Raw genomic sequence first — 12956 nt, forward strand, 5'->3', positions numbered from 1 at the left:
GCCCGATCCCACTGGTACTCACAAACGGGTGGGAGCGGGCTTGCCCCGCGATAGATTACTGCTTATTAAGCGTCCAACGGCCCGGCAACGACAGGTCCCCCGAGCTGACATCCCACACACTGCTTACGCACAGCAACGGGTTGTGCAGGTCGGCATTGATCTTCAGCGCCGCCGTCACGCCGTCGTAGTTGAAGCCCTGTGGAAAGCCCACTGCCGCCAGCGGCACGCTGATCCGCGCAGCATTCTTGTCCAGGCTCAGGTCGTAGCCGGGGGAATCGATGTAGATCGGCGCACCCGGCCAGGTGGCCGGAAGCGTCGGTTTTGCCCCCTCGGGGATGTCCCGCACCTTGAGCCCGCCCGGGCCACAGCTTTCATCCTTGCTCAACACCACCCAGTGGGAGTGCCACAGGCCACCGTCGTTGTCGGCCTTGCCGTCACGGTTTTCATCGAGCTTGGGTGTGTCGTCGAAGTCCGGATGCGAGGTCAGGGCCAGGGCCAGGATGCCGGCCTTGGCGTCGAAGCCTACGCTGCTGCTGTCAAGACTGGTGGGCCACACGTAACTGTAGACCTCGGCGCCGGCAAACGCGCCCTTGGCCGTGGGCAGGCGGCTGCCGGCCTTGCCGTCGACCAGTTGCTCGAACACCAGGTTGTCACCTTGCTTGTAGACCCGGGTATGGACCAGATCGAAGGCGGCCTCGGCATTGCCTTTGGCACTGGTGATGCCGGGGCTTTCATGGGCCCAGGCCTGGGTGGAGAGCAAGGTGAGGGTGAAGGCGAGTGTGCGTTTCATGGGATGACTCCGACTTGGGATTATGGTTTCGAATCGATACCAAACAGCCTAAGCCTATCCCGGTCTTTGTCAATATAGTTTTTATTCGATACTATCTATCGACGTCATCAATCGAGGCCACCCGCCGTGCTATTCGACCTGTTGGAAAGGCTGTCGAGCCTGACCCGCGTCTGGTTTCGCCAGCACCCGCTGTTGGCGGATCTGCAGCCCATTCAATTGAGCGCCTTGCTGTATTTGGCGCGTTGCAACCGCTACTCCAACACGCCGCTGGCGGTGACCGAGTACCTGGGGCTGACCAAGGGGACGGTGTCGCAGTCGCTCAAGGCCCTGGAGGCCAAGGGCTTGATCCTCAAGACCCAGGCGGTGAGTGACAAACGCAGCGTACACTTGAGCCTGACCGAACCCGCCCGGGCCTTGCTCGACGCGGTAATGCCGCCGGACTTCCTGGTCGCCGCCACCGAGCGCATGGGCGCGCGCGCCCAGGACCTGGAGGGGTTGCTGGCCGACCTGTTGCGCACCCTCCAGCGCAACGAAAACGTACCGGGTTTCGGCCTGTGCAAGACCTGCCGCTTTCATCGCATTACGGCCACCGGTGGTTTTTGTGAACTGACCCGGGAGCCTTTGGCCGTGGCCGAATGCGATTTGATCTGCCGCGAGCATCAGCTCGCCGAACTGACGGAGTGACTGCCCATGACGGTAAACCTCGTGATGCTTGATACCGTACTCACCGGCAGGGCGGTGCTCTACACCCGGCCGGGCTCGCACAGTGCCATCGACAAGCAGCCGCGTACCGGGGAGGTCGCGGTGACCGCGCTGGGCCTGGCCGGCGACGAACAGGGCGACCTGCGGGTACACGGCGGCAAGGAAAAGGCGATCCATCATTACCCCCGCGAGCATTACGACGCATGGGCCCTGGAACTGGGTGGCCATCCACTGCTGCAGGCGCCGGGTGCCTTCGGCGAGAACTTCAGCACCTACGGCTGGACCGAGCACACGGTGTGCCTAGGGGATCGCCTGAGGGTGGGCAGCGCGGTGCTGGAAATCTCCCAGGGGCGCATGCCGTGCTGGAAGCTCAATGACCGCTTTGGGGTCAGGGACATGTCGTTAAGGGTCCAGCAGAGTGGCCGTACCGGCTGGTATTACCGCGTGCTGGAGGAGGGCATGGTGGCTGCAGGGGCGCTGATCGAATTGATCGAACGGCCTTGCCCGAAATGGTCTGTGGCGCGGTTATCGTCAGTGTTGTTCGACAAGCAGGTGGACGCCGACATTCTGCGCCAGTGCCTGGCACTGCCACTGGCACCCTCCTGGCGGCGTACCCTGGAGCGCCGTCTGGAAAAGGCCGAAGTCGAAGACTGGGCGCCGCGGCTGCAGGGTCCTGGCATCGAACGACCGGTCTGATCGGGGTATACTCGCGACCCGTTCTGCCTTTATCCGAGTACCACGATGGGTCTTACCATTTCAGCAGCGCCTGAGCGCCGCTTCACTGTTCCGATGTGTGCGCTGGCGCTGTTGCTGGCAGGTGCGTTCTTCCTCAACAGCGCCGCCGGCCTGCAACAGGTCTTGCTGCTAATCGTCGGCGCGGCCCTGGGGCTGACGCTTTACCATGCTGCCTTCGGCTTTACCTCGGCCTGGCGGGTGTTCATCACCGAACGCCGCGGTGCTGGCCTGCGTGCGCAGATGGTCATGCTCAGCGTGGCCGTGCTGCTGTTTTTCCCGGCCTTGAGTGCAGGCACCCTGTTCGGCACGCCAGTGACCGGGCTGGTCGCCCCGATCGGGGTGTCGGTGGTGTTCGGTGCGTTCATCTTCGGTATCGGCATGCAGATGGGCGGCGGTTGTGCGTCGGGCACGCTGTTCACGGTGGGCGGCGGCAATGCGCGCATGCTGGTGACGCTGCTGTTCTTCATCATCGGTTCGGTGACCGCGACCCACCATGCCGATTGGTGGTTTGCGCTGCCTTCATTGCCTGCCACGTCGATCGTCAAGGAATGGGGCGTGATGCCGGCCCTGGTGGCGAGCCTGGGGGTGTTTGCCGCCATCGCCTGGCTGACCCGTTTGCTGGAGAAGCGCCGTCACGGACAACTGGAGTCGCCGGTGCAGAGCGATGTGCGCGGCTTGCGCCGTTTCCTGCAAGGGCCCTGGCCGCTGGTGTGGGGCGCGGTAGCGCTGGCACTCCTCAACTACGCCACCCTGGCGCTGGCCGGTCGCCCCTGGGGCATTACCTCGGCGTTCGCCTTGTGGGGCGCCAAGACCTTGAGCGGGCTGGGCGTGGATGTCGGCAGCTGGGTGTTCTGGCAAGCGCCTGCCAACGCCAAGGCCCTGGCTTCGCCGCTCTGGCAGGACATCACCACGGTCATGGACATCGGTATCGTGCTGGGGGCCTTGCTCGCCGCCGGGCTTGCCGGGCGCTTTGCGCCGAACCTCAACATTCCGCTGCGTTCACTGGTCGCGGCGGTGGTGGGCGGCTTGCTGCTGGGGTACGGCTCGCGTCTGGCCTATGGCTGCAACATCGGTGCGTACTTCAGTGGTATTGCCTCGGGCAGCCTGCATGGCTGGTTGTGGCTGGTCGCCGCCTATGCCGGCAACCTGGTGGGCGTGCGCCTGCGCCCGTTTTTCTTTGTCGGCGAGCGGCGCCCGGTGCAGCTCAGCGGCTGCTGATACTGCACGCTGGCACGTGCCTGGGCTTACGGGGTGATCGCTACTTTCATCACCCCGTCACGCTGATGGGCGAACAGCTCGTAGGCCGCTTCGATATCGTCGAGCTTGAAGCGGTGGGTCACCAGTGGCTTGAGGTCGACGCTGCCACTGCCTACCACTTCCATCAACCGGCGCATGCGCTCCTTGCCGCCGGGGCACAGGGTACTGACAATGCTGTAGTCACCCAGGCCGGCGGCAAAGGCCGACAGCGGAATGCTCAGGTCGGACGAGTACACCCCAAGGCTCGACAGCGTGCCGCCCGGACGCAGGACGCGCAGCGCCGACTCGAAGGTCGATTGAGTGCCAAGGGCTTCGATCGACACGTCCACACCCCGGCCATGGGTCAAGGCCATGATCTGCTCCACCACGTTGCCTTGATTGAAATCGACCACGTGGGTAGCCCCCAGTTGGCGGGCAACACTCAGGCGCGCGGGGACTGTGTCGACGCCGATGATAGTGGTTGCACCCATCAACTTGGCCCCGGCCACAGCGCACAAGCCAATCGGTCCCAGGGCAAATACCGCGACGGTGTCACCAATGCGCACGCCCCCGCGTTCAGCTCCGGAGAACCCGGTGGACATGATGTCCGGGCACATCAGCACCTGCTCATCGCTCAGCCCATCGGGAATCGGTGACAGGTTGGCCATGGCATCGGGCACCAGGACGTACTCGGCCTGGCAACCGTCGATGGTATTGCCGAATTTCCAGCCACCTGCCGGGCGAAAGCCGTGCGCGGTGCCGGGGCCGTCCTGCGAAGCACAACCGCACAGGCAGGCGTAGCTGTGGCCGCTGGGCGTGATGGCGCCGGCGATCACCCGCTGGCCTTCGATGAAGCCCTGGACCTGTGAGCCGAGTTTTTCGATGATGCCGACCGGCTCGTGACCGATGGTCAGGCCCTTGGCGACCGGGTACTCGCCGCGCAGGATATGCACGTCGGTGCCGCAGAGGGTGGTGGTGGTAATGCGCAGCAGCGCATCGGAGGGACCCACTTCGGGAATGGGTTTTTCATCCAGAACAATGCGGTTCTTCTCGACGAAGATTGCCGCTTTCATGCGGGACATGGCCATTTCTCCTGAACAGGTGTGCGTGGCTGGGTCGTGCAGTCTTCGTTCAGGGTGCGCGTGTTGGGCGGGGATTGCTATTGATGGGGATCATTAAAAAGCATCGCGGGGAGTAGCCGCTGCCAGCAGGCTGCGATCGGCCGCGAAGCGGCCGTAGAATTAGCAGGGCGACTGCTGTGCAGCCTGGCGGCAGCGGCTACAAGGGCAGTTGCCCCACAATGTTTGCATCAGGCGGCGGAGCTAAGCTTCTTTACGCCCGATACCTTGGCCACTTGCTTGCGGCAGGCTTCACCGAAGGCTTCGAACATCTTCACGGAGTCCGGGTTCTTCGCGGCGTGCCATTCCGGGTGCCACTGAACGGCGAACAGGAACGGCGACAGGCTTGGCGCGTGAATGGCCTCGACCAGGCCGTCTTCGGCGCGGGCCAGTGGCTCGATGCCCTTGCCGAGGTTTTTCAGGCCCTGGCCGTGCAGCGAGTTGACGCGGATCTCGTCAGTCTTGAGCAGCTTCTGCAGCCAGGTGCCTTGCTCGATACGCACGCTGTGAACCGCGCTGTACTGCACATCGACCGGATCTTCCGGGTTTTCCCGGTGATCGTTGAAGCCAGGCTCGGCGTAGACCTTCTGGTAGATGTCACCCCCCAGGGCCACGTTGATTTCCTGCATGCCACGGCAGATACCGAAGATCGGCAGGCCGCGGGCGATGGCAAGCTTGACCAGCGGAATGTCGAACAGGTCGCGGTTGCGGTCCTGGCCTTTGCCCGGGGTTTCGTTCTCCTGGCCGTACAGGGCCGGGTCGATGTTGCTGCCGGCACCGGTCAGGTACACGCCATCGGCCATGTCCAGGTAGGTTTCCAGGTCTTCGACGCCGCAGCAGGTCGGAACCAGCACCGGAACGCAGCCAGCGTGTTCAACCAGAGGGGTAATGTATTTGTGGGTCATGACCTGATAATCGTGACCTTTGCGCTCCTGGGAGCCCATGGTCATCAGGACGACGGGTTTACGAAGGGTTTGATTCTTATTGCCAATGTTGCTGTTGGGCATATGTCACCTTGGGACAGGCGCGGCCTGTCATTATTGTGCAGGCGCGCAATTGAAACCTGGGCGCTACCTGAGGTTTCGAGCACTGCCGGAACGCCGCGCTAGGCCAGCATTTCCGGTCGAAACCTGTCATACAGCTTGCCAGAGCCGTTTAATATGTCAAACGACTTCAGATTGCGCAGGCGAAGGCTCTCATTGCATAAGTGCAATTTTAGGGCTGCAGGCCAGATGGCACGGTGCGGGCGTCGATTTCGCAGTTAATTATTATTAACAGCGCTTCGGGGTGGGAGGTGCGCAGGCGCGCGGTGCTGACGTTCACATTGGCTTGATCAATACATCGCGGGGCAAGTCGAGACTTGCCCCGCGATGTGTTCAGTCAGTGCAGAATCTGCGCAAGAAACCCCTTGGCCCGCGCACTCTGCGGGTTGTTGAAGAACGCCTCGGGGCTGGCATCCTCGATGATCTGCCCGCCGTCGAGAAACAACACGCGCTCGGCCACCTGTCGGGCGAAGCCCATCTCGTGGGTCACGCAGAGCATGGTCATGCCGGTGTCGGCCAGTTTCACCAGCACATCCAGCACTTCGGCGACCATTTCCGGGTCCAGCGCCGAGGTCGGCTCGTCGAACAGCATGATCTTCGGCTTCATGCACAGCGCCCGGGCAATCGCCACCCGTTGCTGCTGGCCACCGGAGAGCTGGCTGGGGTATTTGCCGGCCTGGCTTTCGATGCCCACTTTGTTCAAATAGAACCGCGCACGCTCCTCGGCTTCCTTGCGTGACAGGCCGCGTACGGTCATCGGCGCCAGGGTGCAGTTGTCCAGCACGCTCATGTGCGGGAACAGGTTGAAGTGCTGGAACACCATGCCGATTTCGCTGCGCACCTGGCCCGCTTCACGGGTGGTCAGGGCGAGGTCGGTGTCGTTGACACGGATGCTGCCATGCTCGGCGATTTCCAGGCGGTTGATGCAGCGGATCAAGGTCGACTTGCCCGACCCCGAAGGCCCGCACAGGACGATGCGTTCGCCCTCGCGCACGTTGAGGTTGATGTCGCGCAGCACATGGAAGGCGCCGTAGTGTTTGTTCAGCCCCTCGATACGCACCACGACCTTGCGCGGGTCGGTTTGCGCGGCAGGGTGGCTGGATGCAAGGCTCAGTGAAGCGGTCATGTTGTTATTCTCCCGCGATCAATTGAAGCGTGCCGCGCTGTAGGGCGCAGGGTCGGTGAAGGTGGTTTCGCCGGTCATCATCTCGGCCAGCAAGCGGCCGCTGACCGGGCCCAGGGTCAGGCCATGGTGGGCGTGGCCGAAGTTGAACCACAGGCCTTTGTGCCCTGCGGCGGGGCCAATGACCGGGCGCATGTCGGGCAGGCACGGGCGTCGGCCCAGCCAGGGTTGGGCGTCGACGCGCTTGCCCAGCGGGAAGATCTTGCGCGCCAAGGCTTCGCAGCGCTGCAGTTGGATCTCGTTGGCGGCATCGCTGCTGGCGGCAAACTCGATGCCGGTCGTCAGCCGAATGCCCTGGGCCATCGGCGCCAGCACATAGCCGCCCTGGCCATCGCAGATCGAGTGCTTGAGCTGGGCACCGTCACGGCCCTGGTAGTGCATGTGGTAGCCGCGCTTGATCTCCAGCGGGATGCGGTAGCCCAGCGGCTTGAACAGGTCGCCTGCCTGCGGACCCAGGGCAATCACCACCTCGGGCGCGGTGATCGGGCCCTGGCGGCTGTCGACCTGCCACTCGCTGTCGATCTGGCGCAGCGTGCGCGCATCGCCATGGATGAACTGGCCACCGCGTTTGACGAACAGCGCGGCGTAGCCACGGGTCAGGGCGCCGGGGCTGGTGACCGTCTTGGGGTCGAGCCAGTGGATGCCGCCGACCACATCAGGGGTGAGGTCCGCTTCACGGGCATGCAGTTGCTGGCGGTCGAGTATTTCGTAGTTCAGCCCATAGGGCTTGAGCGCATGGGCATCGACCTTTGCCTTGCTGAAGGCGGCGTCGTTGCGAAACACCTCGATCCAGCCGTTGGCCTTGACCAGCTCGCCAAGCCCTGCCGCTTCGATCAGGGCATCGTGCTCTTCCACGCAGCGCTCCACCAGCGGCAGCATGGCACGGGTGGCCACGGCCAGGCCGGCGGTGGAGGAGTTTTGCCAATATTTGAACAGCCAGGGGGCGATCTTCGGTACGTGGGTGAGGCTGTAGCGCACGTCGGACTGGCGATTGAGGCCGTAGCGCAGCAGGCTCGACAGCTCGCGGGGGAAGGCATAGGGAATGACGCTCGAGCGCTCGATCAGCCCGGCGTTGCCATGGCTGGTGCCGCTGCCAGGCTCGTCGCGGTCGATGAGGATGACCTTGCGCCCGCGGGCCTGCAGGTAAAGGGCCGTACTGACGCCGACAATCCCGGCGCCCAGAACGATGGTTTGACAATGCATTGGAACGATCCTCACAGAGCAGGCAATCAGCGCAGGTGGCGGCCCAGTCGGGCTTCTATGTGTTTGAGGCTGCGGCGCACGATCTCGACGATCAGCAGGTAGAGCACGGCGGCCCACAGGTAGATCTGGAAGTCGAAGCTGCGCGAGAAGGCCAGCTTGGTCACGCCCATCAGGTCGTAGATGGTCACCAGCGATGCAATCGCACTGGCCTTGATCATCAGGATCAGTTCATTGCCCAGCGGGCCGATGGCAACGATCAGCGACTGCGGCAGGATCACCTTGAAAAAAGTCGTCGAGCGTTTAAGGCTCAAGGCCTTGGCCGCCTCGTACTGGCCGGGGGCAACGGCCAGCAGGCTGCCACGAAAGATCTCCGCCTGGTAGGCCGCGGTATTGAGGGTGAAGGCGAGTACCGTGCAGTACCAGGCGTCACGGAAAAACCACCACAGGCCGACGTCCTGCCAGAAACCCTTGAGCGAGCCCAGGCCGTAGTACAGCAGGAACAGCTGCGCCAGCAGTGGCGAGCCACGGAAGAAGTAGATGTAGCCGGCGCTGAAGCGCTGCAACAGCACGTTGTTCGACAGCCGCGCCAGAGCCAGGAGCATGCCCAGCAGGGCGCCCAGGGTGAAGGAAATCGCCACCAGCTTGCCGGTCACCAGCAGGCCGTCGATAAAGCGAGGGCCGTAGCGTTCGAGCAGGTCGGGGTCCAGTACCAGTGCCAGCAGTTGATCGAAGCTCATGTCCGGGCGCTCCGCATGTGGCGACTGAAATACTGTTCGATGTACACGAAGACCCGGCCCGACAGTGCCGAGAACAGCAGATAGCCCAGGCAGGCGACGCCATAGAAGAACATCGGCTCCTTGGTCACGCTGACGGCAAGGTTGGTCTGGCGCATCAGGTCGACCAGCGAGATGGTCGAGACCAGCGAGGTGTCCTTGAGCAGCGACAGCCAGTTGTTCGACAACCCCGGCATGGCAATGCGTACCAGTTGCGGGAACACCACTTTGCGAAAGGTGGTGGCCTTGCTCAGGCCCAGGGCCTGGGAGGCTTCGTACTGGCCTTTGGCGACAGTCTTGAAGGCACCCAGCCAGATTTCGCTGGAGAAGGCGGCGAATACCAGGCTGAAGGCAATCATTGCGGCCAGGAAGGTGTTGATCATCACTTCGCCTTCATAGCCCATGGCAGCGAGGATTTTCTGCGCGGCGATCTGGCAGCCGTAGTAGATGATCAGCAGGGTGAGCAGTTCAGGCAGGCCACGGAAAACCGTGGAGAACACGGTCGCCACGGCCCGCGGAAAACGCTTGGGCGAGCGGGCCATCAGCGCCACGCCCAGGCCCAGCGGCAAACCGATCGGCAGGCAGGCCAGGGCCAGCGAAATGGTCACCAGGGCGCCGGCCAGCAGGGCCTGGCCCCAGCCGCCGCTGGCGAAAGATAACAGGGACAGTTGGTCGAGCATGGGCGAACCCTCTTGCTGGAAGAGTGAGCGGTGCTTCTATGGGTTGATCGCGGGGCAAGTCGAGACGTCGCCCCGCGATTACTCACTGATAGATATCGAAGTCGAAGTAACGACTGGCGATCTTCTGGTAGGTGCCGTTGGCGACGATTTCGTCCAGGGCTTTGTTCAGCCGCTCACGCAGGGCGGTGTCTTCCTTGCGCACGGCAATCGAGGCGTCGGCCTTGGTGCCGTTGACGTCGCCAAGGATCTTGCAGCAGTCCTTGCCGGCCTTGCCCAGCCATTCGTGGAGGGGGAACTTGTCGGCGATCACACCGTCCAGGCGCCCGGCCGCGAGGTCGGCATTGGCTTCATCGAGGGTAGGGTAGAGTTTGACGTCGGCACCGGCCTTGCCATAGACGTCTTCAGCGTAGATGGCCTGGGTCGAGGAGGCTTGCGCGCCGACCGTGTAGCCCTTGAAATCGGTCTGGGCGTCGCTGATCTCGCTGTCCTTGGGTACGGCAACCGACAGCGGGGTCTTGTAGTAGTGGTTGGTGAAGGCAATTTTCTTGCGCCGCTCCTGGGTGTCGATCATCGAGGCCACCACCGCGTCGTACTTCTTGGCCATCAGCGCCGGGATGATGCCTTCCCAGTCCTGGGCAACGAGGGTGCATTCGACTTTCATCTGCTCGCACAGGGCCTTGGTGATGTCCACATCAAAGCCGTGCAGCTGGTTATCCGAATCGACATAGTTGAACGGCGGGTATGCGCCTTCAGTGGCAATCTTGAGGGTCTCGGCATGGGCCGAAGTGATGCCGGCGAGCAGCAGGGCGCACGCACCTGCAAAGCGGATAACGGGTTTCATGTCACACCTCGATCTGTTGTTTGCACTCTTGCTATTGTTTGCTCGTTGACGTGTAGCCAACGAATTCGTTGTGTAGAGCGGCAGTTGCTTCCAAGCGTTTTTCAACATCCGGTCCTAGCTTCTTGCAGACCTCGTTGACCATCAGGTGTACCCACGACAGCATCGTCGCGGTGGACTCCCAGAACAGATTGAATTCGGTGGGGATACGAAACACCTCATCGGCGTTGGCATCGGCCCAGTCACAAAAGGTGTCGGTTACCAGTGTTACCGGGATGCCCGCCTCGTGTGCCTTGCGGCACAGGGTCAGGGCATGGCGTGAGTAACGACGCGCTTCGAACACCACCAGGGCGCTGTCGGCCGGGTCGCTGAGCAGTACCTCGCCAAAATGCCCGGCACTGCCGTCAACCACCTGCACGCCATCGCGCAAGTACTGCAGCAGGTGGGTCATGCACAGGGCGATGCCGCGCTCGGTCTGAAAGCCGGCGACGAACACCTTGCGCCGCTGCGCCAGGCGCTGGCTGACGGTTTGCCAGGCGTCGGTACGGCTGTACTCATAGACCCGCACCAGCGCCCCGACTTCTTGCTCAAGGCTGCGGGCGATGCCGGCGGCATCCTTGCCATGGTGTTGGCGGAATTCTTGCAAACGATCACCGACCAGCCAGGGGCCATCGCCCAGATCGTCCTTGAGATCGTGTTTGAGCGCCTTGAGGTGCTCATAGCCCAGGGCACGGCAGAACCGCCCGACACTGGACTCACTGACGCCGATTTTCGCTGCCAGGCTTGCCGAGGTTTCAAACGGCAGGTCGGTGAGGTTGGCGAGCATGTAGCTGGCGATCTTGCGACCCGAAGCCGCTGCGTTGTGCAGGCTGTTTTCCAGGCGTTGCTTGATCGGTTGGCTCACGGGCAGTTCTCGAAGGCGGTTGCACTTGGAAACAGAAAATGAATGTTTTCTGTCATCAAGTCAACATTTGACAGTTTGCTGTCACTGCGCGAGAGTTCCCGCCATGCCCAGCGCTGCAGCCCATACCAAATCCAAAAAGGGAGCTTCAGATGTCCGCACGCCCCGACACTGCTGTCACGCAGATTGCCTTTGCCGACTTGCAGGCCTTGTTGCACCGCATTTTTGTTCATAACGGCACCCGTGATGCGGTAGCCGCCAGCCTTGCCTACAATTGCGCCAGCGCCCAGCGCGACGGCGCTCACAGTCATGGCGTGTTCCGTATTCCCGGTTATGTGTCGACCTTGGCCAGCGGCTGGGTCGATGGCCAGGCGGTGCCGGTGGTGGATGATGTGGCCAGTGGTTTCGTGCGCGTCGATGCCGGCGGCGGGTTCGCCCAGCCAGCCCTGGCGGCAGCCCGCGAGCTGCTGGTGAAGAAGGCCCGCAGTGCCGGGATCGCCGTGCTGGCTATCCACAACTCGCATCATTTCGCTGCGCTCTGGCCCGATGTCGAGCCGTTTGCCGAAGAGGGGCTGGTGGCCTTGAGCGTGGTCAACAGCATGACCTGCGTGGTGCCCCACGGTGCCCGCCAGCCACTGTTCGGCACCAATCCGATTGCCTTTGCCGCGCCGTGTGCCGAGAGCGACCCTATCGTGTTCGACATGGCCACCAGCGCCATGGCCCATGGTGATGTTCAGATCGCTGCGCGCAAGGGTGAGATGCTGCCCGATGGCATCGGTGTAGACAGCGAGGGCCAGCCGACTCGCGATCCGCGCAAGATTCTCGACGGCGGCGCATTGCTGCCTTTTGGCGGGCACAAGGGCTCGGCACTGTCGATGATGGTCGAGCTGTTGGCTGCGGCGTTGACCGGTGGCAACTTCTCGTTCGAGTTCGACTGGTCACAGCACCCTGGGGCGAAAACCCCCTGGACCGGCCAATTGATCATTGTCATTGATCCGGCCAAGGCTGAAGGCAATCACTTTGCCGAGCGCAGCCGGCAGTTGGTGGAGCAGATGCACGCGGTGGGGTTGAGTCGTATGCCGGGCGAGCGGCGTTTTCGCGAGCGCGAGGTCTCCGACCAGGAGGGCGTGAGCCTGACGGTGCAGGAGCTTGAGCAATTGCAGGCGATGGCGCAGGCATGAAGATGAACCCCATCGTCGACGGTTGACGATGGGGTTTGTGGCTACAGACCTTTAGGGCTCCAGTTATTGGTATAGCTTTGCGCGTCGGTCAACGGCGCGCGGTAATGGTTGCAGTAGCCGTTGTCATCGGTGGAGGCGGCAAAGCCTGAAGCATTCTCGATGACTTCATAGTTGCTGACGCCTTTCCACGTCACGATCCAGGGGATGCGCACCCGGCAGTTGAAGTCCTGTCGGTTGGACGGTAACGAGTCCAGCGTTGTGCAGACCTGTTGCAAGGTCGTCAGATCCATGAACATCACGGTGTTGGGGTATTCATGGCCGAACTCTTCGGCCCTTGCCTGCAACACAATACCCGCGCGGTGGACCACGCTCTCACGGTTGTTGGTGATGGGCTCGTTGAGAATGACCATCGCCTGCCTGGGTATTTCCAGATCACGCATGATCAGTTCGTTGTACAGGTCGTCAGGCTGGCGCTGGCCAAGGATCCGGACGTGTTTGACCAAAAAATCCGATGTGCATTTACACATGATGGTGTCCTCGCGGCAGCCCTTGCGGGCTGCTTTTTTATTGAGT

14 protein-coding genes are annotated in these 12956 nt (G+C 62.5%); 4 read left to right on the forward strand and 10 right to left on the reverse strand.

Features of this window, described 5'->3' with window-relative positions; genetic code table 11:
• Positions 1 to 55: 55 nt before the first annotated feature.
• On the reverse strand, positions 56 to 790 hold the full coding sequence (locus H621_RS0103275) for a hypothetical protein (protein WP_028941982.1): 735 nt from the start codon (positions 788 to 790) through the stop codon (positions 56 to 58).
• Positions 791 to 916: 126 nt separating this feature from the next.
• Between H621_RS0103275 and H621_RS0103280 the strand changes: the two genes are divergently transcribed.
• Genes H621_RS0103280 through H621_RS0103290 form a run of 3 tightly spaced genes read left to right on the forward strand, consistent with a single transcriptional unit; the run spans position 917 to position 3445 of the window.
• Positions 917 to 1474: a MarR family winged helix-turn-helix transcriptional regulator gene (locus H621_RS0103280; RefSeq protein ID WP_028941983.1), complete on the forward strand. Its 558-nt coding sequence runs from the start codon at positions 917 to 919 to the stop codon at positions 1472 to 1474.
• A 6-nt stretch (positions 1475 to 1480) separates the two neighbouring features.
• A complete protein-coding gene (locus tag H621_RS0103285) occupies positions 1481 to 2188 on the forward strand; it encodes an MOSC domain-containing protein (protein WP_028941984.1) in 708 nt (235 codons plus the stop codon).
• A gap of 45 nt (positions 2189 to 2233) precedes the next feature.
• Entirely contained in the window at positions 2234 to 3445 is a 1212-nt protein-coding gene (locus H621_RS0103290) for a YeeE/YedE family protein (protein ID WP_028941985.1), read from the forward strand.
• 26 nt (positions 3446 to 3471) lie between these two features.
• Here the strand turns inward: H621_RS0103290 and H621_RS0103295 are convergent, their stop codons facing one another.
• The 8 genes from H621_RS0103295 to H621_RS0103330 form a co-directional block, all read right to left on the reverse strand.
• Positions 3472 to 4545 (reverse strand): NAD(P)-dependent alcohol dehydrogenase, encoded by a 1074-nt coding sequence (locus H621_RS0103295; RefSeq protein ID WP_028941986.1) that lies wholly within the window; start codon positions 4543 to 4545, stop codon positions 3472 to 3474.
• Between the two features lie 227 nt (positions 4546 to 4772).
• Positions 4773 to 5588, reverse strand: a complete 816-nt coding sequence (locus H621_RS0103300) for a gamma-glutamyl-gamma-aminobutyrate hydrolase family protein (RefSeq protein WP_028941987.1) — start codon at positions 5586 to 5588, stop codon at positions 4773 to 4775.
• A 373-nt stretch (positions 5589 to 5961) separates the two neighbouring features.
• Positions 5962 to 6750: an amino acid ABC transporter ATP-binding protein gene (locus H621_RS0103305; RefSeq protein WP_028941988.1), complete on the reverse strand. Its 789-nt coding sequence runs from the start codon at positions 6748 to 6750 to the stop codon at positions 5962 to 5964.
• Positions 6751 to 6768: 18 nt separating this feature from the next.
• Positions 6769 to 8010, reverse strand: a complete 1242-nt coding sequence (locus H621_RS0103310; RefSeq protein WP_028941989.1) for an NAD(P)/FAD-dependent oxidoreductase — start codon at positions 8008 to 8010, stop codon at positions 6769 to 6771.
• Positions 8011 to 8036: 26 nt separating this feature from the next.
• Positions 8037 to 8747 carry an ABC transporter permease gene (locus H621_RS0103315; RefSeq protein WP_028941990.1) on the reverse strand — a complete coding sequence of 237 codons (711 nt, stop codon included), beginning with the start codon at positions 8745 to 8747 and terminating at the stop codon, positions 8037 to 8039.
• Positions 8744 to 9463: an ABC transporter permease gene (locus tag H621_RS0103320; protein WP_028941991.1), complete on the reverse strand. Its 720-nt coding sequence runs from the start codon at positions 9461 to 9463 to the stop codon at positions 8744 to 8746. Before H621_RS0103320 ends, H621_RS0103315 begins: the two co-directional genes overlap by 4 nt.
• An 82-nt stretch (positions 9464 to 9545) precedes the next feature.
• On the reverse strand, positions 9546 to 10304 hold the full coding sequence (locus H621_RS0103325; RefSeq protein ID WP_028941992.1) for a transporter substrate-binding domain-containing protein: 759 nt from the start codon (positions 10302 to 10304) through the stop codon (positions 9546 to 9548).
• 31 nt (positions 10305 to 10335) lie between these two features.
• Positions 10336 to 11205, reverse strand: coding sequence for a MurR/RpiR family transcriptional regulator (locus tag H621_RS0103330; protein WP_028941993.1), 870 nt, complete (start codon positions 11203 to 11205; stop codon positions 10336 to 10338).
• 149 nt (positions 11206 to 11354) lie between these two features.
• Here H621_RS0103330 and H621_RS0103335 point away from each other — a divergent pair, with 149 nt between their 5' ends.
• Positions 11355 to 12383 (forward strand): Ldh family oxidoreductase, encoded by a 1029-nt coding sequence (locus H621_RS0103335; RefSeq protein WP_028941994.1) that lies wholly within the window; start codon positions 11355 to 11357, stop codon positions 12381 to 12383.
• A gap of 41 nt (positions 12384 to 12424) precedes the next feature.
• On the opposite strand, the gene H621_RS0103340 is transcribed toward H621_RS0103335, so the two are convergent.
• The gene (locus tag H621_RS0103340) at positions 12425 to 12910 is read right to left on the reverse strand and encodes a hypothetical protein (protein WP_028941995.1); all 486 of its coding nucleotides are present in this window, start codon (positions 12908 to 12910) and stop codon (positions 12425 to 12427) included.
• Positions 12911 to 12956: the final 46 nt, after the last annotated feature.

It is taken from the genome of Pseudomonas vranovensis DSM 16006 (assembly GCF_000425805.1).
Taxonomy (GTDB): domain Bacteria; phylum Pseudomonadota; class Gammaproteobacteria; order Pseudomonadales; family Pseudomonadaceae; genus Aquipseudomonas; species Aquipseudomonas vranovensis.

Coding starts and splice junctions, on each gene's coding strand:
- H621_RS0103315 (WP_028941990.1), bottom strand. CDS start 8,747: ATGAGCTTCGATCAACTGCTGGCACTGGTACTGGACCCCGACCTGCTC.
- H621_RS0103335 (WP_028941994.1), top strand. CDS start 11,355: ATGTCCGCACGCCCCGACACTGCTGTCACGCAGATTGCCTTTGCCGAC.
- H621_RS0103275 (WP_028941982.1), bottom strand. CDS start 790: ATGAAACGCACACTCGCCTTCACCCTCACCTTGCTCTCCACCCAGGCC.
- H621_RS0103340 (WP_028941995.1), bottom strand. CDS start 12,910: ATGTGTAAATGCACATCGGATTTTTTGGTCAAACACGTCCGGATCCTT.
- H621_RS0103310 (WP_028941989.1), bottom strand. CDS start 8,010: ATGCATTGTCAAACCATCGTTCTGGGCGCCGGGATTGTCGGCGTCAGT.
- H621_RS0103285 (WP_028941984.1), top strand. CDS start 1,481: ATGACGGTAAACCTCGTGATGCTTGATACCGTACTCACCGGCAGGGCG.
- H621_RS0103325 (WP_028941992.1), bottom strand. CDS start 10,304: ATGAAACCCGTTATCCGCTTTGCAGGTGCGTGCGCCCTGCTGCTCGCC.
- H621_RS0103295 (WP_028941986.1), bottom strand. CDS start 4,545: ATGTCCCGCATGAAAGCGGCAATCTTCGTCGAGAAGAACCGCATTGTT.
- H621_RS0103320 (WP_028941991.1), bottom strand. CDS start 9,463: ATGCTCGACCAACTGTCCCTGTTATCTTTCGCCAGCGGCGGCTGGGGC.
- H621_RS0103305 (WP_028941988.1), bottom strand. CDS start 6,750: ATGACCGCTTCACTGAGCCTTGCATCCAGCCACCCTGCCGCGCAAACC.
- H621_RS0103300 (WP_028941987.1), bottom strand. CDS start 5,588: ATGCCCAACAGCAACATTGGCAATAAGAATCAAACCCTTCGTAAACCC.
- H621_RS0103290 (WP_028941985.1), top strand. CDS start 2,234: ATGGGTCTTACCATTTCAGCAGCGCCTGAGCGCCGCTTCACTGTTCCG.